Source organism: Sporosarcina sp. BI001-red (genome assembly GCF_003384035.1).
GTDB lineage: Bacteria > Bacillota > Bacilli > Bacillales_A > Planococcaceae > Sporosarcina.
In genome coordinates this window covers 122,688-147,570 of record NZ_QQAK01000013.1, presented here as the reverse complement: position 1 = coordinate 147,570, position 24,883 = coordinate 122,688, and the positions used below count along the sequence as shown (strand labels likewise).

At 41.1% G+C, this 24,883-nt stretch carries 23 protein-coding genes and 1 other annotated feature (1 of these 24 running past the window's edge); of the genes, 11 read left to right on the top strand and 12 right to left on the bottom strand.

Features of this window, described 5'->3' with window-relative positions:
- Positions 1-9, bottom strand: a binding site (T-box leader); it reaches 208 nt to the left of the window's first position.
- Between the two features lie 57 nt (positions 10-66).
- From DVB69_RS12450 to DVB69_RS12440, 3 genes are all read right to left on the bottom strand, one after another.
- Positions 67-714, bottom strand: a complete 648-nt coding sequence (locus DVB69_RS12450) for a 3-oxoacid CoA-transferase subunit B (protein ID WP_116019426.1) — start codon at positions 712-714, stop codon at positions 67-69.
- A 19-nt stretch (positions 715-733) separates the two neighbouring features.
- Entirely contained in the window at positions 734-1,420 is a 687-nt protein-coding gene (locus DVB69_RS12445) for a CoA transferase subunit A (RefSeq protein ID WP_116019425.1), read from the bottom strand.
- 106 nt (positions 1,421-1,526) lie between these two features.
- Positions 1,527-2,711 (bottom strand): MDR family MFS transporter, encoded by a 1,185-nt coding sequence (locus DVB69_RS12440; RefSeq protein ID WP_116019424.1) that lies wholly within the window; start codon positions 2,709-2,711, stop codon positions 1,527-1,529.
- 144 nt (positions 2,712-2,855) lie between these two features.
- Between DVB69_RS12440 and mnmL the strand changes: the two genes are divergently transcribed.
- Complete coding sequence (gene mnmL, locus DVB69_RS12435; protein ID WP_116019423.1) at positions 2,856-3,815, top strand: tRNA modification radical SAM protein MnmL/YtqA; 960 nt, start codon at positions 2,856-2,858, stop codon at positions 3,813-3,815.
- Positions 3,816-3,832: 17 nt separating this feature from the next.
- On the top strand, positions 3,833-4,396 hold the full coding sequence (mnmM, locus tag DVB69_RS12430) for a tRNA 5-(aminomethyl)-2-thiouridylate-methyltransferase MnmM (protein ID WP_233505396.1): 564 nt from the start codon (positions 3,833-3,835) through the stop codon (positions 4,394-4,396).
- 643 nt (positions 4,397-5,039) lie between these two features.
- Here the strand turns inward: mnmM and DVB69_RS17710 are convergent.
- The gene (locus DVB69_RS17710) at positions 5,040-5,198 is read right to left on the bottom strand and encodes a hypothetical protein (protein WP_199562860.1); all 159 of its coding nucleotides are present in this window, start codon (positions 5,196-5,198) and stop codon (positions 5,040-5,042) included.
- A gap of 471 nt (positions 5,199-5,669) precedes the next feature.
- Between DVB69_RS17710 and DVB69_RS12425 the strand changes: the two genes are divergently transcribed.
- Complete coding sequence (locus DVB69_RS12425) at positions 5,670-6,311, top strand: hypothetical protein (protein WP_116019557.1); 642 nt, start codon at positions 5,670-5,672, stop codon at positions 6,309-6,311.
- A 140-nt stretch (positions 6,312-6,451) separates the two neighbouring features.
- Here the strand turns inward: DVB69_RS12425 and DVB69_RS12420 are convergent, their stop codons facing one another.
- The 3 genes from DVB69_RS12420 to DVB69_RS12405 all read right to left on the bottom strand — a co-directional run bounded on the left by DVB69_RS12420 (position 6,452) and on the right by DVB69_RS12405 (position 9,116).
- Entirely contained in the window at positions 6,452-7,069 is a 618-nt protein-coding gene (locus tag DVB69_RS12420; RefSeq protein WP_116019422.1) for a hypothetical protein, read from the bottom strand.
- 670 nt (positions 7,070-7,739) lie between these two features.
- Positions 7,740-8,456, bottom strand: a complete 717-nt coding sequence (locus DVB69_RS12410) for an SDR family NAD(P)-dependent oxidoreductase (protein WP_116019420.1) — start codon at positions 8,454-8,456, stop codon at positions 7,740-7,742.
- Between the two features lie 87 nt (positions 8,457-8,543).
- Positions 8,544-9,116, bottom strand: a complete 573-nt coding sequence (locus DVB69_RS12405) for a 3D domain-containing protein (RefSeq protein ID WP_116019419.1) — start codon at positions 9,114-9,116, stop codon at positions 8,544-8,546.
- 198 nt (positions 9,117-9,314) lie between these two features.
- Here DVB69_RS12405 and DVB69_RS12400 point away from each other — a divergent pair, with 198 nt between their 5' ends.
- From DVB69_RS12400 to DVB69_RS12390, 3 genes are all read left to right on the top strand, one after another.
- Complete coding sequence (locus DVB69_RS12400; protein ID WP_116019418.1) at positions 9,315-9,974, top strand: GntR family transcriptional regulator; 660 nt, start codon at positions 9,315-9,317, stop codon at positions 9,972-9,974.
- A gap of 132 nt (positions 9,975-10,106) precedes the next feature.
- The gene (locus DVB69_RS12395; protein ID WP_233505394.1) at positions 10,107-10,448 is read left to right on the top strand and encodes an ArsR/SmtB family transcription factor; all 342 of its coding nucleotides are present in this window, start codon (positions 10,107-10,109) and stop codon (positions 10,446-10,448) included.
- Positions 10,449-10,519: 71 nt separating this feature from the next.
- Positions 10,520-12,286, top strand: a complete 1,767-nt coding sequence (locus tag DVB69_RS12390; protein ID WP_116019417.1) for a SulP family inorganic anion transporter — start codon at positions 10,520-10,522, stop codon at positions 12,284-12,286.
- 34 nt (positions 12,287-12,320) lie between these two features.
- On the opposite strand, the gene brnQ is transcribed toward DVB69_RS12390, so the two are convergent.
- The 3 genes from brnQ to DVB69_RS12375 form a co-directional block, all read right to left on the bottom strand.
- A complete protein-coding gene (gene brnQ, locus DVB69_RS12385; protein WP_116019416.1) occupies positions 12,321-13,697 on the bottom strand; it encodes a branched-chain amino acid transport system II carrier protein in 1,377 nt (458 codons plus the stop codon).
- 122 nt (positions 13,698-13,819) lie between these two features.
- The gene (locus DVB69_RS12380; protein ID WP_116019415.1) at positions 13,820-16,897 is read right to left on the bottom strand and encodes an AAA family ATPase; all 3,078 of its coding nucleotides are present in this window, start codon (positions 16,895-16,897) and stop codon (positions 13,820-13,822) included.
- Complete coding sequence (locus DVB69_RS12375) at positions 16,894-18,054, bottom strand: exonuclease SbcCD subunit D (protein ID WP_116019414.1); 1,161 nt, start codon at positions 18,052-18,054, stop codon at positions 16,894-16,896. Before DVB69_RS12375 ends, DVB69_RS12380 begins: the two co-directional genes overlap by 4 nt.
- Positions 18,055-18,477: 423 nt before the next feature.
- Here DVB69_RS12375 and DVB69_RS12370 point away from each other — a divergent pair, with 423 nt between their 5' ends.
- The 4 genes from DVB69_RS12370 to DVB69_RS12355 all read left to right on the top strand — a co-directional run bounded on the left by DVB69_RS12370 (position 18,478) and on the right by DVB69_RS12355 (position 21,845).
- Positions 18,478-19,221: a metal ABC transporter ATP-binding protein gene (locus tag DVB69_RS12370; protein ID WP_116019413.1), complete on the top strand. Its 744-nt coding sequence runs from the start codon at positions 18,478-18,480 to the stop codon at positions 19,219-19,221.
- Positions 19,221-20,078, top strand: coding sequence for a metal ABC transporter permease (locus DVB69_RS12365; RefSeq protein WP_116019412.1), 858 nt, complete (start codon positions 19,221-19,223; stop codon positions 20,076-20,078). Before DVB69_RS12370 ends, DVB69_RS12365 begins: the two co-directional genes overlap by 1 nt.
- A gap of 80 nt (positions 20,079-20,158) precedes the next feature.
- Positions 20,159-21,109 (top strand): metal ABC transporter solute-binding protein, Zn/Mn family, encoded by a 951-nt coding sequence (locus DVB69_RS12360; protein ID WP_116019411.1) that lies wholly within the window; start codon positions 20,159-20,161, stop codon positions 21,107-21,109.
- A 121-nt stretch (positions 21,110-21,230) separates the two neighbouring features.
- Entirely contained in the window at positions 21,231-21,845 is a 615-nt protein-coding gene (locus tag DVB69_RS12355; protein WP_233505393.1) for a DUF3298 and DUF4163 domain-containing protein, read from the top strand.
- On the opposite strand, the gene DVB69_RS12350 is transcribed toward DVB69_RS12355, so the two are convergent.
- Positions 21,829-22,389 carry a hypothetical protein gene (locus DVB69_RS12350; RefSeq protein WP_116019410.1) on the bottom strand — a complete coding sequence of 187 codons (561 nt, stop codon included), beginning with the start codon at positions 22,387-22,389 and terminating at the stop codon, positions 21,829-21,831. The two genes, DVB69_RS12355 and DVB69_RS12350, sit on opposite strands and share 17 nt — an antisense overlap.
- Positions 22,390-22,517: 128 nt before the next feature.
- Here DVB69_RS12350 and DVB69_RS12345 point away from each other — a divergent pair, with 128 nt between their 5' ends.
- Positions 22,518-23,234, top strand: a complete 717-nt coding sequence (locus DVB69_RS12345) for a metallophosphoesterase family protein (RefSeq protein WP_116019409.1) — start codon at positions 22,518-22,520, stop codon at positions 23,232-23,234.
- A gap of 65 nt (positions 23,235-23,299) precedes the next feature.
- On the opposite strand, the gene DVB69_RS12340 is transcribed toward DVB69_RS12345, so the two are convergent.
- A complete protein-coding gene (locus DVB69_RS12340; RefSeq protein WP_116019408.1) occupies positions 23,300-24,853 on the bottom strand; it encodes a BCCT family transporter in 1,554 nt (517 codons plus the stop codon).
- Positions 24,854-24,883: the final 30 nt, after the last annotated feature.

Here is a 24,883-nt window from a genome sequence, read left to right as displayed (position 1 = left end):
CGTCAACTTCTATTGAATTTCATTTTACTGGAATGAAAGGGTAATGACAAGCTTTTCATGACTGGATTACTGTTTCACGTCAATCGTTAAGTCCGCTCCTGTTGACTCCACGATGTCTTGAACAGTATAGCCTTCAAATACTTCTTTTAATACCAGTCCGTCTGGTGTTACTTCAATCAGACCGCGTTCTGTAATTATTTTGTTCACGACTTGTTTACCTGTGAGTGGTAAATCACATTGTTTCTTTATTTTTGGTTCACCTTTTTTAGACACGTGGTCCATAATTACGATGATTTTCTTCGCACCGTGAACTAGATCCATTGCTCCGCCCATTCCTTTAATCACTTTCCCTGGGATCATCCAGTTCGCAAGGTCCCCTTTTTCAGATACTTCCATACCGCCAAGAATCGCAACATCGATATGTCCACCACGGATCATCGCAAAGGACTCTGCACTGTCAAAGTAAGCTGCGCCTAGACTCGCAGTCACGGTCTCTTTCCCCGCGTTTATGAGGTCAGGATCTACTTCTTCTCCCGTTGGATATGGTCCAATCCCAAGCAACCCGTTCTCCGACTGTAGCACGACCGTCTTGTCGGGGGATATGTAATTAGCAACGAGAGTCGGCATGCCAATTCCGAGATTGACATAATCTCCGTTCGCTATTTCCTTTTCTGCTCGTCGTGCAATTAGTTCTCTGGAATTCGCTGTTGTCATAGTGGTTCGTCCCCTTCCCTTATCGTGTCGTCAATCGTTCAATACGTTTTTCCTGTTTCGCTTGCAACAGTCCTTGAACGTAAATACTAGGTGTGTGGATGAATCCCGGTTCAAGCTGACCCACTTCCACAATTTCTTCTACTTCTGCAATCGTTACACTTCCTGCAGCTGCCATCATTGGGTTAAAATTCATAGCAGTTTTGTTATAAACCAAGTTTCCAAATGTATCCGCTTTCAGCGCACGTACAAGTGAAAAGTCAGCAATTAAGGATTCTTCTAGCACATATTCTTTACCGTTAAACATTCGAATTTCTTTGCCTTCAGCTATTTCAGTGCCAACGCCAGCTGGTGTGAAGAATGCGGGAATACCTGCTCCGCCTGCTCTGATTTTTTCAGCGAGCGTTCCTTGTGGAGTCAACTCCACTTCCAGTTCGCCAGACAACGCTTGACGCTCAAACTCTTTGTTTTCCCCTACATACGAAGCAATCATTTTCTTAATCTGCTTTTCTTTTAATAGAAGACCCAGTCCCCATTCATCGATGCCACAGTTGTTCGAAATAATCGTTAAGTCTTTAACGCCTTTTTCAACAAGCGCTAAAATGAGTTGCTCCGGAATCCCGACAAGACCGAATCCACCTACCATAAGTGTCATGCCATCTTGAATGGGTTCGACAGCTTCTTGTGCCGATTTGTAAATCGTTTTCATCAGACCAACCTCCTGTACACATGCAATTTTACTACGAATCTCTCTCTTTATTTAATCAGACCATTTCGTATTTTGCAATTAAACCAACCAAAAAAACCGAAAAGCATCAACGGCTTTTCGGTTCATATCCACTGCGTTTCAGCGGGACATCATATAGAAGTGTCGGAATGACTGCTAAACTCATCAATCCTGTCAAAATCCAAAGCGCAATTTGCACACCATATAAGTCTGCAAGAATACCACCAGCAATTGGTCCAATCATTTTCCCGACAGTTGCTGCGGAGTTGACAATTCCTTGATAGAATCCTTCCTTCCCTCTTGGTGCAAGCTGATCTGCAAGCGTTGGGAATGCCGGCCATGCAATCATTTCACCAAACGTTAAAATAATCATCGAAATGATAAATACGTTATAGGTGTTAGCGAAGCTGACAACAAAAAACGATACTAGCAATATAGAAAGTCCTAACAAGATTTGTGTCTTCACTTTGTTTTCAAGACGTGTGATGATTGGTTTAATGAACGGCTGTCCTACTACAATCAGCAAGCCATTAATTGACCATATGAAGCTATACTCGCTTAAAGTAACACCTACAGAAGTAGCATGGGTCGAAATCGTCGTCGCCCATTGTGAATAAACAAGCCAGGTCAGCAAATAACCGATCATGACAATCAATAATGCAATGAATGGCGCCTTTTTCTTGATTCCTGTATTTTCTTTTAAAATCGATGTATGGACTTCCGGAGCTATACTCATCTGTTTATAGAAGAAGAACGCAATAAAGAAGAAGAGTACATAAAATGCCAGGTTTGCAGTGAAAATAAAGTCAATATTGAATGCAGCGACAAATCCGGCAATCGCAGGTCCGATTGCAACTCCGACGTTTTGCGCCAAGTAAATCGAGTTAAATGACCGTCTCCCGCCTTCTGGCCAAACAGTTCCGACCATCGCATAGAAACTGGGGAAAATAATTCCACCACTGAATCCTAGTACAGTTAACAAAACGATATACGGTCCCCATGAATGGTCAATTACCAATCCGATTAATGCAGCAATTGAAATGAGAATCCCTGCCATCATCGACTTATAACCGCCAATTTTGTCAAAGAAAAAACCGCCAAGTAAATTACCAACGACTCCTGCTCCTGCATTCGCCATCAATACCAAACCCGCAACGGACAAAGACTTCCCTAAATAATCATGCATATAAATTGTATTTAACGGCCACAAAAACGAGTTGCCGATTACATTCACAAACATTCCAATAATCAAAAGCCAAACTTTTCTAGGCAAAGAAATTTCGCCTCCTATCTTTCAAACTCAGTATGATTTTATGCCTATCTCTGCTAATTGACAAGATGAAAAATGATGTTCAATTATTCAGATGAGGATTGTACATAAAAAGATGGTACACTATCACTTTAAGGAGTGGTTTCAATGGAAGAAAACAACTATCCGTTTCCGTCTGACGGGACACGCTATAATACATGGTCACGTCATTTAAAAGACCGATTCGGTTTTAAAGTATTTAAAGTAGCACTCGATGCTGGATTCGACTGTCCGAATCGTGATGGCACGGTAGCATTTGGGGGTTGCACGTTTTGCAGTGCTGCAGGTTCCGGTGACTTTGCTGGTGACCGCGTCGATCCAATTGAAGTACAGTTTGCGGAAATCCGCGACCGTATGCATAAGAAATGGAAAAGCGGTAAGTATATGGCTTATTTCCAAGCCTACACAAATACCCATGCTCCACTCGAGAAATTAAAAGAGAAATTCGAAGCCGCGCTCGCACAAGAAGGCGTTGTAGCATTGTCCATCGCCACACGTCCGGATTGTCTGCCTGACGATGTCGTCGAATATCTCGCAGAGCTGAATGAGCGCACGTACCTATGGGTTGAACTCGGATTGCAAACAGTTCACGAAAAGACAGCAAAACTTGTCAATCGTGCCCACGACTTCGAACTTTATAAAGAAGGCGTCCAAAAGTTGCGCAATCATAACATCAATGTGTGCACACACATTATTAACGGACTACCTGGTGAAGATTTAGATATGATGAAAGAAACAGCTAGTGAAGTAGCAAAACTGGATGTCCAAGGCATTAAGATTCACTTGCTTCATTTATTGAAAGGCACACCGATGGTCAAACAATATGAAAAAGGAATGCTCGAATTCTTGGACCAGGAGACATATGTAAACTTGGTCGTGGATCAGCTTGAAATGTTGCCACCTGAAATGATTGTGCACCGCATCACCGGAGACGGTCCAATTGATTTATTAATTGGACCGATGTGGAGTGTCACGAAATGGGATGTATTGAACGACATTTCGCGGGAATTGGAACGCCGAGACAGCTGGCAAGGTAAGCATTACCAGAAATCGGTCGCTCCCCTGTGAAGGGCGGCGGCTTTCGATTGCGGCGAATTTTGCCACACTCCAAACGGCTGCTGACAGAAGTAATATCTGAAGGAGATATTGTGGTAGATGCCACAATGGGCAATGGCAATGATACGGTATTTCTGGCACAAGCCGTCGGTCCAACCGGGAAAGTATACGCATTCGATATTCAACAACAAGCACTCGATGCAACAAAAGAACGTCTTGGCGATCTTTACAGCCGTACAGAGCTAATTCTCGATAGTCATTCATGTATTCATGAATACGTCCCTGAAGGAATAACAGCAGCTGTCTTCAACTTAGGGTTTTTACCTAACCAAAACGATCATGCGGTTATTACACATCCCGAAACTACTATAAAAGCGCTTAAGGAAACACTTAAGTTGCTAAAGCCTGGAGGAATGATAACGATCGCAGTTTACGATGGTCATCCAGGCGGTGCAGAAGAACGTGACGCTGTATTAGGGTTTGTTCAACAGCTGGATGCAAAACGGTATCAGGTCGTTCGGCATGAAGTCGTCAACCAGCAAAATCACCCTCCGTTTTTACTAATCATCGAGAAAACGAGTCACGGTGTGTAATTAAAAACATACGAAAAAGACCATCCAGCAATGGATGGTCTTTTCCGCATATAACGAACTCGAGTTTTAATCTACAAAGAACTAGTCGTGTATCGAATGTTTCCTTCCCGCATAAACATTCAAGGAACGACTTTCTCCAATAATATAGGCTCTAATCTCTGCTTTCTAGCAATGGTTCTTATGTATAATACGGACGCCAGGTCTAATTAATGAATAGCCCCCATAATTGAATGCAGGAATTAGATCGCTTTAATTTCGCTAATGAATAACAAGAATATAAAACCACCGACAACTACAAAGCCTAGAATGAGCCAAATCAATAAAAGCCAACTCGTGGTCAAAAATATTTTCTCAAACCATTTGCTATTGAGTATCCTCATTTTCTACCACCGCTCCTACTTAAATCACCCGATTGAAGCACACCCATTGGTTGCAAAAAGCACCTCATAAGAGATGCTTTTTAATTGATAGGTCTTAGATATAAGGAAAGTAAGCCTTCTACTTCGCGTTTATTCACTCTATAAAGTCACAATAATTTTCTGTAGTATGCGCCTTATCGATCTCTTCATATATGGGATAATCGATTTTCTCCCCTACTAATGACTGAAGGAAATCCATCTTTCATGATGTTCATATATATTTTTCATTCAGCCGATTTATCTGTTCGTTTTTGTTTTTTTTCCAAATACTCCGTACGAATTTTTTCAAGTTGCTGCTTTTTATCAAATTGGGCAGGCTTGAGTTTTTCATAATACTTTGACTCAGCTTGCATACCTTTGTAATCTAATTGATATTTCCCCACTTTATTCGCCTCCTTTTCTTAACTTTAAAGAGTATCTATTTGACACAATTGCGATAGTTAAGCAATGTGCTAAATTATGTCCCTCTTTAGACACCCCATACTGTAGCGAGTACCATTCCGATAATGAAGATGCTTATTTAATTCTACCACTTTCGTAGAAAAATAACAGCAATTGTAAAAAAATCACTTCGTCTCCGAATAACCTATTCTATCAGAATCGACACGATTTAGAAAAAAATTTTTTCAACTTTGATTTTGCTGATTTTAATGTCTGCTAAATGTATCCATATTTTCGTTTGTGAAAGCAACAAATTTTCGTTTACTTAACGGTAAAACCTCATCGTAGATCCATTCTTCAAGGCCGCTTCTTCCGCCGAAAACTACTTTATTTGGCTTATTTGCACCACAATGGTTCATTACATGAAAACCGATATTTTGAGAATTATAATGCTTAAAACTCGAGGTGAAGTCATGAAAAAAAGCCTTTTGCTGCTCTTCATTTGTGTACTTTTAGTTAGTTGTCAACAATATGCAGACAAAAACTCTACGGAGGATTCGAACGTAGTATCAGAAGTTACTTTTACTCCTAACACCGAAATGGACTTAACATTAAAAGAAGCGCTTGAAATTGCCCACGAAGAGGCTCTCAAGTGGAATAAAAAAGCAATGCTATATAACGGAACTAGTGTTGATAAAGACAAAACGCCAACAGGTATGGAAGGCAGAAGAAAACACTGGAACATCGAATTTGGTATTCCAGATAAAACAGACTATTATCTAGTAACTATCCGGAACGGTAAAGTATTAGACAAGGTGCACTTGCCTAATGAACTGAAGCCTATGTCTAAGAATTACTTTATTTCTACAGTTGAAGAATTTAAGTATGACACACCTGAATTACTAAAAAAGGCACAAAAAGTCACAAAAATATACCCAGGAGACATTTTTGCTAAGGGATATAATTATGGGTTCATTAAAGACCCGGAAAAAAACTTTCCACTTGTGATGGTCATCGGTTGGGATCAGGCCAAGAAAAACATGATCTATTCAATGTTCAACGCTGTAACAGGAGAGCTAGAAGAAGAATTTGAAAGAGAGCAATATAAAAACTAAAAGGGCATCATTACAAATAACTTCCTCACTTATTCTACTCAATCGTTCTATTACTGCTTATTTAATAATCCTGCCTAGTATATAAATCTGGTGCAAATCTATGTTGAAAAATTGCCCCGATTGCTTAAAAAGGCCTAAATTCACAAATCAGGTTTAACGTATTCGCCAGTTGAAGCGCTAAAGACCGCTGACCTCATTTCTGTCTGTTCCTTATTCCAGCCTATTACAAACAACAAAGGGACATTGGTTTGTGAATCTTTTCTGATCATAAAGCTATAACCTTTAGCCCAGTCTTTACCAGGTTTAACAATGCCTAATTTTAGTGCTTTTTTAAGTAACTGGTGTGAATCATAGTGAATATCTTCTAATGCAATAAACTCCTTTTCGGGATAAGGAGAATCATCAATATTTGTTACATCATTTATTCTTTCAATTTCCCCCTTATAAATTGTTACTAGGAAAAACTTATTAGTATCTGGTACTCCAAAAGAAATATTCCAATATTTTTTTCCTTTACTTCCAATAAACTTCTCATTATTATCTTCTAAGTCTATATTTACAGCATGTAATAAATGTGCATTCCCATCCCATTTCAAAGCAGAAGGATATGCTAATTCAATCGCTTGTTTTATCGAGTATTCTTGGTGATTATCAACTTCAAACTTTTCTTCAGTTGATTTTAACGAACGAGCAGATAATTTATCAGCAACACCAAATGAAATTAATAAAAGTAAGAAAACAAAAGCCACTTTTTTCATTTCACTACCCCTTTTCAGAGATATTGTTACCGGAATTTTTTTAATTATTTGGCTCCTATGTAGATCGGAGACAATTCCTATGCTGGAATCGCCCACCGTAGTTTGAGTCTTCCTTAAACTTTTCTACTCACGAAAGAATGAATCGCTACTATAAGCGTAATAAGAGGGAATATAAACCACAAGGAACTTCTTTCAAAAAAGTATTTGATCTCAGGTATAAACACCATGTACTCAGAAATAAACAGAAACATAAAAAAGGAGCTAACTAACAAAATAGATTCAGAAGCATTTATAACTTTCTTGTTTTCCATTAAAAACAACCTCCTTTTATCGTGGTACTATCATCTGCCTAAGTATGACCTCAGAAAAGTGTTTGCAAGTACATAAGAGTTGTTCCATACCAATCATTTGGTTCTACATAGACAACTGAAGGAACCTCTTGCTGAATGTCTCATCGTATCCTTTCAACAAAACTAATCCCAATTATTCAAAATAAGATACACCATAGATGATTCGAAAATTGACTACAGAAATTCCAGAAAGTCCCACCTTTATCCAACTATACCATATCTCCAACTAATTCTAAATTTGTATTTTCGCTTTATTGACGAACAAAAAGAGCATTGCTTTTGCAATGCTCTTTCCATGTCACACATGATTGAATCACCACTCAACTAAGTCGTGCAAGCACATCAGTTGTTGTCAAATCCTCTTTTTCCATCCACTCAAGAAGCAACTGGGCAGTTGCTTCTGCACTTCTCAACTTGCCTTCTTCTTTATAATTGATGAATTGCTCAAGCATCGGAAATCCATCTACATCACTTGAACGAATCGTCTCTTGCATCCCCGTATCGATAATCCCAGGTGCAATGGAAACAATCCCTACTGGATATTCAACACGTTGTTGTTCTAAGCGGACAACTTCTGAAAAACGATCGAGACCCGCTTTCGTCGTGCAATAGATGCCCCATCCTTCATATGCATTTCGTCCAGCACCTGAAGAGATGTTCATGATTTGTTTTTTTGCCTTCGTCTTACTCAAAACACTCATGAATTCATTGGCCAATTCAATTGGAGCCGTCAAATTCAATTCGATTGCTTGCTGAATAGCATCTGTTGACAGCCCTCCAATCTTTTCTACTGGTTCAACTGTGCCTGCGTTGTTAATGAGCGTAAATGATTCAGCTGTTGAAAGGTAAGGCGTTAACAACCTCTCTATTACTCCTTGTCTTGCCTCTTTATTTGTTAGATCGGCTTCCTCAAAGTTTTCATAGCCCTTTGGGTTACTGCGTGCAATACCAAATACCTTCGAACCCGATTTTTGAATTTGGTCATATAATTCTTCACCAATTCCTTTTGACGCTCCAGTTACGATAAAAATATCCAAAATTATCACTCCTTTATGATTAACAGTGTACCATTTAGGGAATAAAAAAAACCAACCGATCAACCGGTTGGTTTCATTTTTATAAGGTTAGTTTAAAACTTTTACACGTACGGATTTTCTTCCCCACTGGATAGCCTGACTGTGTGATGCCATGAATACATCGATGCGATTTCCTTTGATAGCACCGCCGATATCACCAGCAACTGCATATCCGTAACCTTCAACATGTACTTTAGAACCTAGTGGAATCACTAGTGGATCTACTGCAATTACTTTCAATGAAGGATTCTTTTTCAAGTTAAGACCCGTTTTTGTTATACCAGAACATCCTTTACAAGAAGCAGTGTATGCAGATGAGTTCGCCATGAACTCCTTTGATACATTATCATTGTCTGAACGGGATGGAGTTTTAATCGGCTTCTTTGCCGCTGTTGCTGTACCACTGCTTGCTAATTTCAGTGTTTGATTCGGATAGATCACTGAAGACTTGATACCGTTCCACTTCATTAGGTTATTAACAGAAACATTGTGCATCCGTGAAATCTTATATAGTGTGTCGCCTTTTTTCACTTTGTACGTAGATGCTGCTGCTGAACTTTCATGCGTACCACTGACCATTAGTGCCGTAGCTAAGATAAACGTAAAGATTAGTTTCTTCAAAAGCTCCGCTCCCTTGTTTTTAAGTCTGAGTATAGGTTAACAGCCCAATATTACAAAAGGATTACAGCTAACCACCATTCCCGTTACAAATAAAAGATGATTATTACAGTCGTCGGAAAGATTACTCTCAAGTAGTTCACTCGAGCAGGAAAGTAATGTATAGTAGAATTAGAAAGTCAAATCAGGACGGTGAACGTAATGCCAATACCTCAAAACCATATAAAACCAGCTCGTCAAACTGCAAAAGAAAGCGCATTCAACCAGCTCCAACAATGGATTATAGATGGAACGTTGAAGCCCGGAGAGAAATTAATCGATAGTGAGCTTGCTCAAGCACTTGGCGTCAGTCGCACCCCTATCCGTGAATCACTTCAACTGTTGGAGGTTCAAGGGTTCGTCAAAATGTATCCTGGAAAAGCCACTCAAGTCACAGAAATCGAACGGGATTCCATCAATGATTTGTTACCACCTCTAGCTGCGATGCAAGCGCTGGCATCGGAGTTGGCAGCACCTTCCATCTCTAGCGAGACGATTGATGAGTTAAGTAGTCTTAACAAAGATTTTGCAGTAGCGGTTCGAAGCGAAGATTACTTTACAGCATTAAAAATCGATGAATCTTTCCATCAGGTCATCGTTGACGCTGCAGCAAATTCTTACATCACATCAATCACGGCTTCACTACAAGTGCATGTTAGAAGGCTCTTCTTCCATAACTCAATTATTTTGACAGAACAGTCGATTGAAGAACACGAAGAAATTATCGATATGTTGAAAAACAATCGCGCGGAACAAGCTGCAATACTCATGCGAGGTAACTGGCTACGCGCTATTAACGAATTTCAATCATTAAAGAAATAACAAGACGACTTCCTTCATTCACGAAGGAAGTCGTTTTGTGTCTTGCCTAAAGCAATAAACAGGACTATACTTTCTTTATACATATTCAAGTATCTGAATATGTATATCTATATATAATACCGAGGTGATTCCATGACAACTATGCAACAATTCAAAGCTGACTTTTTTAAAGCGTTAGCCCATCCGTTGCGTATTCAAATTCTTGAAGTACTAGCTAACGGTGAGAAAAGTGTCACAGAAATTCAGAACTCCGTTAACAGTGAAGGTTCTGCTGTATCTCAGCAACTTAGCGTATTACGTGCTAAAAACATTGTTGTTGGTACTAAACGAGGAAAAAGCGTAATTTATGCCCTCCGCGATCCATCTATTATTCAATTACTTGAAGCAGCACGCCAAATTTTCAACAATCACTTAATCGATACTCTTACAATGCTTGAAGATATGGAAGAACAGGACTTATCCTCTTCCACTTAAACTTTTTAGGCTGCGCAAGCTATCCCGAACCATTCTACATTGCAGTTCATTAACAAAGAAGAAGGGGTCTCATGAATCGTTTGTTTACGGGAAGGTTTTCGAATTACTCTCTATTGAAGCTACAAAAAGATATGCTTTCAGGTGTTATCGTTGGAGTCATCGCAATTCCTCTTGCAATGGCATTCGCCATTGCTTCAGGAGTAAAGCCTGAATACGGAATCTATACTGCATGTATCGCAGGTATTTTAATCTCTCTATTCGGAGGATCAAAGTTTCAAATCGGTGGCCCTACTGGCGCATTTGTTCCGATTCTTTTTGGTATTGTTATTACTTATGGCTACACAGACCTCTTGCTCGCTGGATTTCTTGCAGGCATCATGCTTGTTCTCATGGGTGTTTTCAAGGTTGGTTCGTTCATTAAATTTATCCCTCGACCTGTAACAATCGGATTTACAGCTGGAATCGCTGTCCTAATATTTACCGGTCAAATCGAAAACTTTTTTGGATTAACGGGCATTGAGAAACACGAAAAATTCATCGATAACATGCAGGAAATCGTCCTTCATATGAATAGTTTGAACGGATATAGCATTGCTATTGCCCTAACTAGTCTAACAATCATTTTACTTACACCTAAATTCCTACCAAAAATTCCGGGATCTCTCGTTGGATTAGTCCTAACTACAGTCCTTGCTTCACTTATCTTATCCGGACATATTGAAACGATCGGATCTCGCTTTGGTGCTATACCAAGTGAGCTCCCCCACTTCCAGTTTCCTGAAATTACTTGGGAACGCGTACAACGACTACTCGTCCCCGCATTCGTCATCGCATCACTCGGAGGGATCGAGTCACTCCTTTCCGCAGTCGTAGCAGATGGAATGACGAATTCAAAACACAACAGCAACCGGGAACTAGTTGGACAAGGAATTGCAAATATCATTACCCCTCTATTCGGTGGTATTCCAGCAACCGGTGCAATTGCAAGAACAGCGACAAACATTAAATCCGGTGCGACTTCACCCGTCTCAGGCATCATACACGGTCTCTTCGTCCTACTCACATTAGTTGTTCTAGCTCCATACGCATCTGCAATTCCATTAGCAAGCATGGCTCCTGTGCTTATGATTGTCGCGTGGAATATGAGTGAGCGGCAACAAGTCGCTAGTGTACTTAGGATGAAAAACGGGGACTCTCTCGTTCTTTCTGTCACCTTTTTGCTAACCGTATTCGCTAGCATCACGCTAGCCGTAATTGTCGGACTCATATTGGCTGTATTCTTGTTTGCTAAACGGATGAGTAACTTATTAGTCGTTTCGAAAGTTCTCCCCGACCATACAACAATGAATGAGACCGTTCAGTCAGACGTTGTCAACGTTGCACATGATTGCCCGCAGCTCAGTATGTACACGATTGAAGGTCCTCTTTTTTTCGGTGCTGCACAAGTGTTTGAACAGCGCATAATGGATACACTCCATTATCAATCAAATGTACTTCTTCTCCGTATGGGAAATGTCCCCTACATCGATGCAACTGGCGAAGCGAATTTACGTTCGATCGTTGTCCACTTCCAGCAACAAGGCGGAATCATTCTGGTTTCAGGTATCTCAGATTCACTACTAACTACGCTACAGAATTCTGGTCTTTACGATATGATTGGACCAACCCACTTTTTTAACCATACGGGAGAAGCAATCACATATGGCCTTCATTTAATTGATTGTCAAAAATGTTTAGGGTGCACTCACTTCGCTTTTCATGAATGCACTTGCCTTTCAGCAGAAGGCAGACTCCCTAAATCTAATGATGCAACAAAAACAGCACACCTTCTCAAGTGACTTGAGAAGGTGTGCTGTTTTTAAACGTGTCTTATTATTCGTTTTCTATATTCCCTGTTGGCTGTGAAGTCATACCCGTCACTCTAGCGATGATTCCAAATACAACGATAACTATCAATGAAGGAAGTAACCATCCGAGTCCATTCTCATAAAGGGGAAGGACTTTACTATAGAACGCTACAATCGGCTTAAGTGCAATTTCTAACTTTCCTCCAGGCAATGTGTCTGACAGTGCAGACAAGCCATCCACGATACTGATTAGCATCGCAACAACGGTTACCGCCACGTAAACAATACGTGCGTGACCAAATAACGGCGACACAAATGTCAGAAGCATGAGCGTGATTGCGAGTGGATATAAGAACAGTAAGACCGGGATCGAGTACGTAATGATGTTAGACAATCCAATATTCGATACGATAAAACAGAACACTGTAAACGAGAGAACAATCGCTTTGTAAGAGACTGAAGGTAACAGTGTATGGAAGTACTCACCGCAAGCTGTCATGAGCCCAACACTTGTCGTTAGACATGCCAGTAAGATGACAACCCCGAGTAACACTAGGCCTGCTTGTCCGAAATAATGAGTGGCAACAGAAGTTAAGACCGCTCCTCCAGAATCCATCACTCCAAGGGTTCCAACACTACTTGCGCCAAGATACGCAATCCCAACATACAAGATTCCTAAGAATCCGGCTGCAACAAATCCTGTCTTAAAAGTGGCCGAGACAATCCCCTTTTTAGACTTTACGCCCATTGAGCGGACAATTGTAATGACGATAATTCCGAAGACAAGTGATGCCAGGGCATCCATCGTATTGTATCCTTCCGTAAACCCTTTTCCAAATGCACCTGACAAGTACGTACTATTCGGTGCTTGGAATGACCCCATCGGTGAAAACAAGGCGACTGATAACAAGGCGAGTAACAAGACAATAATCGCTGGGGATAGAAACTTTCCTACCCGATCGGCAATCTTTTGTGGATTCAAGGACAACCAAATTGTAACTCCGAAAAACAACGCAGTAAATACGAATCGTGGAATCAATGGATCGGCCCCATTCAAGAACGGAACAATCCCGATATCAAACGCAACAGCACCTGTTCGTGGTGCTGCGAAAAATGGTCCGATCGTTAAGTAAAGTGCCGAAGTGAACAAAATCGCGTATAGGGGATGAATACGACTTGCCAGATCCTGCAAATTCGCACTCCCAGAAAAACCAATTGCTAGAATCCCTAAAAATGGAAGACCCACTCCTGTAATGAGGAACCCTATTACAGCTGGCCAAAAATTCGTACCCGCTTCCTGACCAAGCTGAGCAGGGAAAATCAGATTTCCTGCACCAAAGAAAAGTGCGAATAACATGGTTCCGATGACGACTAGTGATGTAAATGGTAACTTCCGATCCATATTGAAATACCTCCTAAGATGACTGAAAACGTATGCGATATATTGCAGAACCTCATCATAAACCGCGGCTCAAAAAAAAGCAAGTCGATATTTGAATAAACAGATGTTTTTAGGGTAGGTATTTAATGGATTTCAATACGTGTATAACTGTGTCCTTCCTTTGTCTTCTCCACCTTTAACACAGCAGGAAGCGCTTCTTTCAGTTCAGCGACGTGAGAAATGACACCTATCATGCGTCCTGCTTTTTGCAAACTGACGAGTGTATCAATCGCTTTTTGTAATGATTCCTCATCCAATGAACCGAAGCCTTCATCAATGAACATCGTTTCAACTGAAATGGAGCCTTGGAAACTTTGAATCACATCGGCCATACCAAGAGCCAGGCTGAGCGAAGCATTGAATTTCTCTCCTCCAGAAAGTGTTTTCACATCCCGATTTCGTCCCGTGTACTCATCATATACATCGATTCCTAAACCACTTTGTCGGCCCCGGGTTTCTTGCCGGTCACTGCGCAGCAACTGAAATTGACCGTTTGACAAGTCGCTTAACCTTCCATTTGCTGCATGCAAAATCCGCTCTAAGTATTCCGTTTGCAAATATCGTTCAAACGATAGTTTGCGTTCGTTATTCCCACGGATTAAATCATGAAGTTCCGTTAATCGGGCACACTTTTGTTCAAGCCCACCCTGAGCTCCTATTAAATCCACCAACTTCCGGTGCAAATCAGCAGCATTCTTTTCAATCTCAGATGCATGATGATACGCAGTCAATGCTTGCTCATAGGCGTGTTTGTGCTGTTCAGTCAGATCACGCAGACCCGCTAAATCCACTCTTTGTTTCCCTGCCACGTGTTCATTCAGTTCAGCTATTGCTTGTTTTGTCAGCTGGACTTCAACGTCATAATCGTTAATTTTTTGAGCAAGTTCAGTTCGCAGCTCGGATAGTAATTTGCTTGTTTGGTAATCTTCCTCACCTGCAAAATCCGATTCCGATATAGCAGATAGAAAGGAATTAGAAGCAGTTTGCTGCTTAACTATCGCGTTTTCAGCAGCTTTCGTCATGTAGGTTACAGCTGTTTGTGCGTTAGAGACTGCTTCCATGGCAGATTGCCTCTGTTCTCTCGCATGTTCCCACGCCTGTTCTAGTCCCATTTTAATTTTTTCTTCTTTTGATATTTCCATTTGTAACTCTTGCAGAGAGTGAAACTGTTCAGGTACGATTTTTACGGATTCGTTAAGAATCGCTTTCGCCTCTTTAAGTTCTGCACGTAGCTCATAGTCGCTTTTTTCTTTTTCGGTAATTGCTTGTTGGTATGTAAGCAACTGTTCATTCGTACTTGTGTAATCCTTTTTTATAGCAAGCAATTGATCTCTATTTGTCTTCATTTGTAGAAGTTTTTTCTCCAACTCTTGTACTCGACCATTTACGAACAGTAACTCATCTGGTCTTGGCATTCCCTTTAATTGCTGTTCAATTCGTAAAGCTTCCTCACGTTCACTCTCCAACCGTAATTCAGTAGTTTTGAATTGATCATATGCTTGTGTTGCTGCTTCTTTCTCAAGCTCTAGTTGTTCTTTCGTTAGCTTAAACTCATCAGGTTTTACCTGTACTGATGGATGATGTTCACTTCCACATACTGGACATGGTGTTCCTTCTTCCAATGTTTCCGCAAGCAGGGCGGCTTGATTTGCAATCCAACGTTTTTCAGTTGCAATCGATTGGCTTCTGGAAGTTTCCATTCGCTCTTTTTTTAGCTCCAACTCATTTGTCAGTCGCTGTATCGTTTTGGTCCGTTCATTATGACGCGTCAGCAAATCAGCCGTGTGACGGGCACCCGTTAGTTCATCTACAATTTGTTCGTACCCTTCAGTTGCAGACTCCAGTGACTCCGTTTTCAGTTTTAGCTGTTGCACGTTTTCTGCTTTCTCTTTTACGGATGACCTCAACTTTTCAAGTTCTTGCTGTCCATGCTCGACACGCTTTTGAAGTGCACTTATCTGCTGCTCTTTCTCCTCAATTTGAGACACGTTTGGCAGGAAGTTTTGTAAAGTAATGAGTCGCTCAGAGCTCCGTTGCCGGTCAGGTTGCTTTTGCATTTCTTCATTGAAGTGAACTTCCACTTTAACGTTGGCTTCCTTCGCTGATTGAAGTGTCAACGATGCTTCTGTTAGTTCCCTGTTACGATTCTTCAATTCAACTGCAGCTTCAATTGAGCGTCTTTCACTTGGCTCTAGCTGAATAGCCTGCTCTGCTTTTTGGAGTCGCATTCGATCAGAATTCAGTTCGGTTTCTCTGGAAGTCAACAGCTGAATCGCGCTCATTTTTCTCTCTAAGTTATCAAATTGCGTATTGAGCGCTGTTCCATTAAAGAACTCCTGCTGGGCTTTTTCATGGGCTTGATAAGAATTTTTATACTGGATATTGCTCTCCTCAGCTGTATTTTTGTAATGAATGCGTTCTAGCTCCAATCCGTCTAATAAACGCATCGGATGAATAGATTCTGCTTGCAGTGTCTCAAATAGGGATGACTTACGCTCCGGAAGACTAGCAGGTAACTGACGTACGATTTGCTCCATTGAAAGGCGTGCTGTATTCAGTTCACTCATCGCAAGATCTTTTCTCTTTTTTAAAATCTCTGCCATTTCCCGATAATGTTCTGTTTTGAAGATTTTGCGTAAAATCGTTTCTTTGTTTTCCGTATCTGACGTTAAGAATTTACGAAATTCCCCTTGTGGAAGCATAACGATTTGGCTGAATTGTGCCAGTGTAAACCCTATAAGTTCTTCGATTTTCTTGTTCACTTCGGAAACGATTTGGCGATCTACAGCAGGGATTTCTCCCTCATCTGTTTGTTGAAAGAATTCTGTTCGCCCGCTAGTTTCACTTTTATTCCCTTTTTTTGTATACGGAACTTGGCGAAATACACGATACGTACGATCTTGGATGACAAATTCCAACTCAACCGCTGTCTGCAGATCCGTTAGCGCAAAATCACTTCGCAATGCACGGATATCTGTCCTGTCTTCACCGCTGGCTTGTCCATATAACGCAAAACAAATTGCATCAAATATCGTTGTTTTCCCTGCCCCAGTCGCTCCAGATACTGCAAATAACCCATGTTCCTTAAGAATAGTAAAGTCAATCGTTTCTATACCACGGTAGGGCCCAAACGCCGTCATCGTCAATCGGGTCGGTCTCATAATGATTCTCCCTTCTTTGTTAACAGTTCCTGCAACACTTCATCCACGATTGTCTTGGTTTCCTGATCGGGGGCTGCGCCAGTGATTTCTTCATAAAATGAATCAAATAGGGAACGATCATCCAAACGCTCGATATCTGAAACCCGAGACGTCGCTTGTTCAGGTAGTGAACGATTCACAACCCGTTCCACATGCATTGCATTCGGGAATACAGAACGAACCTTTTCCATTGGAAATAATACTGGAGCTTCATCCAGAAGTTTCACAAAAACATAATCTTCACTAGGCTTCATTTGTAAGAGTTCCTCCAATGTCGCTCTAACCGTTCTAATATCCCGTTTTTGGATTAACTCCCTCTTTTCAATCTGTATTTCACCATTTCCGTCTAACTCAATGACTAAAAATCCTTTATGATGATTTTCTTCAGAGATTGAATACTTCATCGGGGATCCAGAATAACGGATTCGTTCTGTACCCGTAAAGTGAGCTTGATGCAAATGACCAAGCGCAGTGTAATGAAAGTTCTTGAACAGATCAGCAGCTACATACTCGGTACCGCCAATCGACAGCGGACGTTCAGAATCACTTGTATTTTCTTCCGGTTCACCAAGTGACGTAACGAACGCGTGAGCAATTGCAACATGGCGTATTGAGGGATCTAACTCTCCATACTGATGAATAACTGACTCCATCGCACGGTGATGACTGTCGATCCCATCATCTTGTGACAAGTTTCGGATAACGGATGGATCTGCAAAGGGAATCAGATGAAACTGAACCGGACCATACTCATCTTCAACTTGAATAGTAGTCCCTCCGCCATTTCCAGAAGGTTTTCCAACGATATGTAGACCGTTCGCTTGCATCAGACGGCTTCCAAATTGTAAACGTGCTGGACTATCATGATTCCCCGCAATGGCAAGAACTGGCGTTTGATACTCAACTGTTAACTTCCATAACAATTCGTCTAATAAACTCACAGCCTCTGCAGGTGGAACGGAGCGATCATAAAGATCTCCTGCGATAATGACTACGTCAGGTTTCTCTTCTCTAACTGCATCCGTAAACTGATTTAATACAAATCGCTGTTCTTCAATGAGAGATACACCTTGTAGCACTTTTCCAAGATGCCAATCGGCTGTGTGGAATAGTTTCATAAGTTAGTTCGCCCCTCTTCAATTCATTCTCCCTATAGTTTACCGGAAACTGGACGTTCTCTCCAACGCAAACAGGACATCTCGTTAGAGATGCCCTGTTTCGGTAGGATTTATCAATCAAACACTCAGAAGAGTGCAGGATCACATATTTTCGCAAAAATAACGATGAATCAAAATTATCTGGGTTTTTACTCTTTACATGCTAGCATACATAGACTATACTATAAAAAGTTGCACATGGGAAACTTAAAGTTGCACAAAGGAAACATATTGTTGTATTCTGCTAGTAAGAACCATTTCATCACACTGTGCATAATGTGAAAGAAACTAAGAGAACCCGTCAAACCTTTAACGTGGCGAAGCGATACTACGCAAAAAGTTGTACTGGGGAAACTTTATTTTATCAGTTCAGGAGGAATTAGAATGACAGAATCGATTACTGCAAGTAATATTTCCGTCTCATATTCAGGAAAACAAGTCGTTAGCAATGTTTCGTTTACATTTGCACCTGGCAGTTTAATAGGAATTTTAGGTCCTAATGGGGCAGGTAAATCTACTCTAATGAAAGCAATGCTCGGCTTAATACGAAAAGACAGCGGGTCTACACAAATTGGTTCGCAATCGATTGATAAGATGCGGAAGATTATTGCCTACGTCCCTCAGCGCTCTAACATCGATTGGAACTTTCCTATCGTTGTAAAAGATACAGTGCTTCTTGGTACCTATCCTAAGCTTGGATTATTTCACCGACCTAGCATAGCAGATAAGGCTTGGGCAATGGAATGTCTGGAACAAGTAGGTATGCAAGATTTTGCAGATCGCCAAATCGGTGAATTATCAGGTGGACAGCAACAACGGGTATTTCTAGCGAGAGCGCTTGCTCAAAAAGCCGATTACTTTTTCCTCGATGAACCATTTGTCGGAATTGACGTTTCGAGTGAAGAAGTCATCATCGAGATTTTAAGAAAGCTTAAAAATTCAGGTAAAACAGTTTTAGTCGTACACCATGATTTATCAAAAGTAAAAAGTTATTTTGACGAATTGATATTGATGAACAATGAACTAATTGATGCAGGTCCGGTTGAACAAGTATTCCGTGAAAAAAATATGACACGTGCTTATGAACGGCCGATGACTATGTTTGATGACTTGGAGGTTCAAGTGTAATGGAATTTTTTCACGATTTATTGAACTATGCTTTTTTACAAAAGGCTTTTATCACCTCTGTAATGGTAGGAATCATTTGCGGTGTGATTGGCAGTTTCATTGTTTTAAGAGGGATGGCTTTAATGGGAGATGCGATTTCCCACGCAGTCCTACCAGGAGTTGCGATTTCCTATATGCTTAGCATCAATTACTTCTATGGAGCAGTGCTCACTGGAGTATTGACAGCTTTCGGTATTGGAGCAATCAGCCAAAACAGCCGTATTAAGAGCGACTCTGCAATCGGAATCGTCTTCTCAGCATTCTTTGCACTCGGAATCATTTTAATTACAAAAGCCCGCAGTGCTACTGACTTGACGCAAATCCTATTTGGAAACGTGTTGTCCGTCCGAGATTCCGACATGTGGATCACACTTGTTATCGGAGCGGTTGTAATCGGTACAGTTGCCCTATTTTTCAAAGAACTCCTAATTTCTAGTTTTGATGAAACAATGGCAGCTGCGTATGGCTTAAATACACGATTTATCCATTATGCGATCATGTTTCTATTGACGCTTGTCACGGTGGCTTCTTTGCAAACAGTTGGCGTTATCCTCGTCGTATCGATGTTGATCACACCCGCTTCAGCAGCGTATTTGTTAACAAACCGACTATCTACCATGGTTGTACTTGCATCATTCTTTGGTGCGTTGTCCGCGGTCATCGGCTTGTATTTCAGTTTCTTATACAACATGCCATCTGGACCGGTTATCGCACTTGCGACCACGTCTATTTTTATTGTAGCGTTCCTATTTTCCCCACAACAAGGTTTGTTCACTCAGATGTTCAAATCCCGCGGTAAACAAAAAACTGCCGCATAACTTTTACACCGAGTACGCTTCCCCTGTTCCAACAGGGGGATTACTATATTATTTTTAAACAAAAGGAGAAGGTTTGGCTTATGAAGAAGTTAGTAACTTGGATGGGATTGTCATTGATGGCAGTCTTCATGCTTGCAGCTTGTGGAAATGACGAAAATGCTGCATCAGCACCTGACGGGAAAGAAAAACTGAAAGTCGTTACATCCTTTACAATTATTGCAGATATGGCTCGCCAAATCGGCGGTGATTATATCGACGTCCACAACCTGGTGCCCTCAGGAACGGATCCTCACGAATATGAGCCACTCCCGAATGATATCAAAGCTGCTACTGACGCAGATGTCTTATTCTATAACGGATTGAACTTGGAAGGCGGCGACAAGGGCTGGTTCAAAAAAATGACGGACGCCGTTCACCAGAAAGACGAAAACATCTTCAACCTGACTGAAGAAGTGAAGCCAAGATATTTAGCTGGCGAAGAAGGGCGTGAAGAAGAGATCAATCCTCACGCATTTATCGACCCAGGCGTAGGTGTACTAATGGCTCAAAAAATCACTGAAGTGCTGATTGATAAACACCCTACAGATAGTGATAAAATCAAAGAACGTGGCGAAGAGTATGTCAATCGCTTGAAAGAACTCGATAAAGAATACGAAGAACGTATTAACGACATTCCTGAAGAAAACCGTACACTCGTTACAAGTGAACGTGCATTCCAGTATATGAACGAACATTACGGCCTAAAGGAAGCTTATATCTGGGAAATTGACACTGAAGAAAATGGTTCACCAAAACAGATCAAAGACTTGGTTCACTTTATTCAAGAACATAAAGTTCCTGTATTGTTTGTAGAATCCAATGTCGATACACGTCCGATGGAAACTGTTTCTAAAGAAACGGGTGTCCCTATGGCAGAGAAATTCATCTATTCCGATGAGATCGGTGATCCCGGTGAAGAAATCGATACGTATGTGAAATACCTGAACTATAATATTGATCTTATTCACGATGAACTCAGTAAGAAACGATAAACCTATACGAAAAAGACGGCTACGCATTCACTCTGCGCATACCGTCTTTTTTACTGAATTCCTTTAGTTATCGAAGAGATTTGTCTAGCATAAGATAGCTTATAGAAGAAAGGATGATATTTTGAAAGATGTACCCACACTTATTACAACGCGCCAATTATCGAATCCTTCACCTTCCATCTCCATAGTTTATCCAGAAGTCCATCTTCCCCATCTTCTCGTTGTGCAGCATAGTCTCAACACACAAATTCGAAATGAGTTAAACCAGTTGCTGATCGATCAGAATTACTATGATCCGAACCTTGTTGAACTCATCGTTTACTTCGAAATTAAAACAAATGAACGAAACCTGTTAAGTCTCACGCTCATCGCCTATTCCTTTACAGGTGGTGCGCATGGTATGACTGTCGTGAAGGCAATGACGTTCGATACTCATACAGGAAAAAGGGTTTCACTCTATGATTTATTAGGCTCCCAAGATTTTGAAAAACCATTATCCGATCGAATTCGAACAAAAATTGAAGAATGGGATGTGGAGCTACTCGATCCACCTTTCACCGAAATCAGGAGGGACCAGGACTTTTACTTAGCAGATACGTCCCTCGTCATTTACTTCCAATTATACGAAATCACCCCATATGTATGGGGGTTCCCTTACTTTCCGATTGCATTGAAGGATATCGAGAAAATGATCCCTGCTGAAAGCCCTCTCCAACGTTTTATCCCTTTCCTTTAGTTAATCGTTTTTTTCGGAGGAACCATGACAGGAGGAATAGAAGAGCAATCGAACCTAAAATTGTGGGTGCGAACCAAGGAGAATGACTAGTAGCAGAAGAGCTTGTTGCGGCTTGAGTAAACTCCTTCTTCCCGACTCCCAGCTCTACTAAATCTTCCCTTGCATTCGCTTCTGTTGCTGTTCGAGTACATATCGTGCTTGTTAAAAAACCTTTATCACTTCTTTCACTCCAATCATTAGCATAAAACAGATAGCTCTCTCCAATTTCGATTGGAAGTCCGCAATCCCCACTGTTATGACCTGTATAGATCTTAATGGTTTTCGTCTTTATCCCTTTCCATGCTTCATGTACGTCGACTGTCACTTCTCTTCGAATATCCATATCAGCAATATCTATAATCATACCTAGAAACACAGCATCTGCTTCACTTTGGGCTACAGAAACAGAGGGGGGTTCCATACAAGAACACGCACGTGCCCTTCTTTCATGAGGAATTGACAAAATAAGCAAGAACACACCAAACAAAATTCCTGTTTTTTTCACATTTCCTACCTCTTCTCTTTAACGAATCAGACGTCAACTTTATAGATTTGTTACACGTTTTTGAAATTGATTTATCGAAAAATATGGCGTACTGTTAGTATAGATATGCGTTGGAAAGGGAGAGAGTTATGAAACGGACACTCGTCATTAGTGACATCCATGGTGAATTGGATATGCTCACTGCATTATTAAAAAAGGCATCCTACAATTCAAAGACAGATCGACTATTTTTGCTTGGGGATTACATAGATAGAGGTCCTGATTCAAAAGCTACACTCGACAAAGTGATGGAGTTGGTCGAAAAAGGTGCAGTGGCACTTAAAGGTAATCATGAGGATATGATGGTCAAATCACTGATTGATGGAAACGAACGTGTTTGGAGAAATTGGACTGGTCGAAATGGTGGGGATGCGACATTGCAAAGCTATGGATTCGAACCGGAATCCTTTTTGTTTTCAGATGATGAAGAATTCCAAAAGCCTCATCTTTACTCGAATCATCTCAATCGGCACTTAAAGTTCATCCGTAATCTTCCTTATTATATTGAAGAAAAAGACACGATTTTCATTCATGCGGGAGTGAAACCAGGCGTACCATTGGAAGAAACGGATCCCTATGAACTCATATGGATACGCGAAGAATTTCATACTAACTATAAGGGTCCAAAGACAGTAATTTTCGGACATACACCCACAAAGGGGTTACGTGATGATGAGACCGATAACAGCATCTACTTCGGGTCGAATCACATTATAGGAATAGACGGTGGTGCTGTATTTGGCGGACAGCTAAACTGTTTAATCCTCCCCGAAAAGAAAGAAGTCTTCGTTAAGTCAAAAAAATAAAACAAGCAATCGAGTCATGTTAACTGACTCGGTTGCTCATTTTTTATAGATTATCCAATCTGTCCTCAGCTCTGTTTCTTCTGCTTTTGTTTTCTTCGTTCTTTCTTCTTAGTGAACTCAGCTTCTATTCGTTCAAAGCGTCGGATATCTCGCGGACGAACAGTAATCGGTTCTTTCTTCAGCATCTTCACCATAGCGAACAGAATAATAATTAAAAACACACCGAACGGTAACGCAGAAACTAAGGATGCGGACTGTAGTGCCTCAAGGCCACCTGAATACAGGAGAACTGCAGCAATAGCCGACATGAGTACGCCCCACGTCATCTTCACTGCCATCGGAGGTACTAGACTTCCTTTTGTCGTCATGCTTGCTAAAATGTATGTCGCAGAATCTGCAGATGTGACTAGGAAAGTGAAAATCAAAATGATGGCTAAGAACGTCAAAACCCCTGTGAACGGCATATGTTGGAACGTTTCAAACAGCGCAGATGTCACGTCTTGATCAACTGCTTCGGCAATGTTTGTCCCATTTTTCAAATCACTATAGAGTGCAGTACCACCGAGAGTGGCTACCCACATACATGCAAATACCGGCGGAAGTACCATAACACCAATGATGAATTCACGGATCGTTCTCCCTTTCGATACACGGGCAACAAATGCCCCAACGAACGGTGACCAGGCAATCGTCCATGCCCAGTAGAAGATGGTCCATTTCTGAACCCATGTTCCTTCTCCGTATGGTTGCAAGCGCAAACTATATTGAATGAAATTTGTAATATAATCTCCGATTGCTAGTGTAAAGCTCTCTAAGATGAAGACTTTCGGTCCCACGATGAAAAAGAAGACAAGCATAGCAATTGCGAGGCCCAGATTGAAATTGCCTAAATAGCGGATTCCCTTATCCAAACCAGTCGATGCAGAGAGCATGTACGCTACAAAAACGACGGCAATAATGATGAATTGAACAAAAAATGTATTTTTAATATCAAACGCGTATTCTAACCCACCACTCATCTGTAGCACACCAAGACCGAGTGAGGTGGCAATTCCCATGACAGTCGCGATTACCGCGAAAGAATCGATTCCACCCTTTAAATAGCGGTTTGAACCGACAATAGGTTCCAACGCAGTGGATATTAAACCATCTTTCTTTTTCCGGAACTGTAGGAAGGCGATAACGAGACCAACCAAGCCGAATATCGCCCATTGTGAAATTCCCCAATGAAAAAACGAATACCCCATAGCAAGACGTGCGGCCTCCTCAGTGCTCGGTTGCACTCCGGTTACAGGGGCATTGATATAATGGCTCATCGGTTCTGCGACTCCATAAAAAACAAGGCCAACCCCGAAACCAGCTGAGAATAACATACCGATCCAAGTGAAAAACGGATAATCAGGTCTTTCCTCATCACCGCCAAGACGGATCGCACCATACTTACTAATTGCAAGGCCGATCAGGAAAACGACTAATACGAAGACAACAAGCAAGTAAAACCATCCAAAACTTCTTGTTGTAAATGCATAAAGACGATCTGCTACCCCACCGAATTCTACAGGCATCAGAGCACCTAATAATACTAAAATAAAAATGACAGACGAGGATATTGCAAACACTGGATTCTTCCAAAACTTCTTCTCTTACGA

Bases quoted from the DNA above. Each gene is read 5' to 3' on its own strand.
- DVB69_RS12380 (WP_116019415.1), bottom strand. From the start codon at position 16,897: ATGAGACCGACCCGATTGACGATGACGGCGTTTGGGCCCTACCGTGGT.
- DVB69_RS12365 (WP_116019412.1), top strand. From the start codon at position 19,221: ATGGAATTTTTTCACGATTTATTGAACTATGCTTTTTTACAAAAGGCT.
- brnQ (WP_116019416.1), bottom strand. From the start codon at position 13,697: ATGGATCGGAAGTTACCATTTACATCACTAGTCGTCATCGGAACCATG.
- DVB69_RS12390 (WP_116019417.1), top strand. From the start codon at position 10,520: ATGAATCGTTTGTTTACGGGAAGGTTTTCGAATTACTCTCTATTGAAG.
- DVB69_RS12420 (WP_116019422.1), bottom strand. From the start codon at position 7,069: ATGAAAAAAGTGGCTTTTGTTTTCTTACTTTTATTAATTTCATTTGGT.
- mnmL (WP_116019423.1), top strand. From the start codon at position 2,856: ATGGAAGAAAACAACTATCCGTTTCCGTCTGACGGGACACGCTATAAT.
- DVB69_RS12395 (WP_233505394.1), top strand. From the start codon at position 10,107: ATGACAACTATGCAACAATTCAAAGCTGACTTTTTTAAAGCGTTAGCC.
- DVB69_RS12375 (WP_116019414.1), bottom strand. From the start codon at position 18,054: ATGAAACTATTCCACACAGCCGATTGGCATCTTGGAAAAGTGCTACAA.
- DVB69_RS12370 (WP_116019413.1), top strand. From the start codon at position 18,478: ATGACAGAATCGATTACTGCAAGTAATATTTCCGTCTCATATTCAGGA.
- DVB69_RS12345 (WP_116019409.1), top strand. From the start codon at position 22,518: ATGAAACGGACACTCGTCATTAGTGACATCCATGGTGAATTGGATATG.
- DVB69_RS12450 (WP_116019426.1), bottom strand. From the start codon at position 714: ATGACAACAGCGAATTCCAGAGAACTAATTGCACGACGAGCAGAAAAG.
- DVB69_RS12360 (WP_116019411.1), top strand. From the start codon at position 20,159: ATGAAGAAGTTAGTAACTTGGATGGGATTGTCATTGATGGCAGTCTTC.
- DVB69_RS12445 (WP_116019425.1), bottom strand. From the start codon at position 1,420: ATGAAAACGATTTACAAATCGGCACAAGAAGCTGTCGAACCCATTCAA.
- DVB69_RS12425 (WP_116019557.1), top strand. From the start codon at position 5,670: ATGAAAAAAAGCCTTTTGCTGCTCTTCATTTGTGTACTTTTAGTTAGT.
- DVB69_RS12400 (WP_116019418.1), top strand. From the start codon at position 9,315: ATGCCAATACCTCAAAACCATATAAAACCAGCTCGTCAAACTGCAAAA.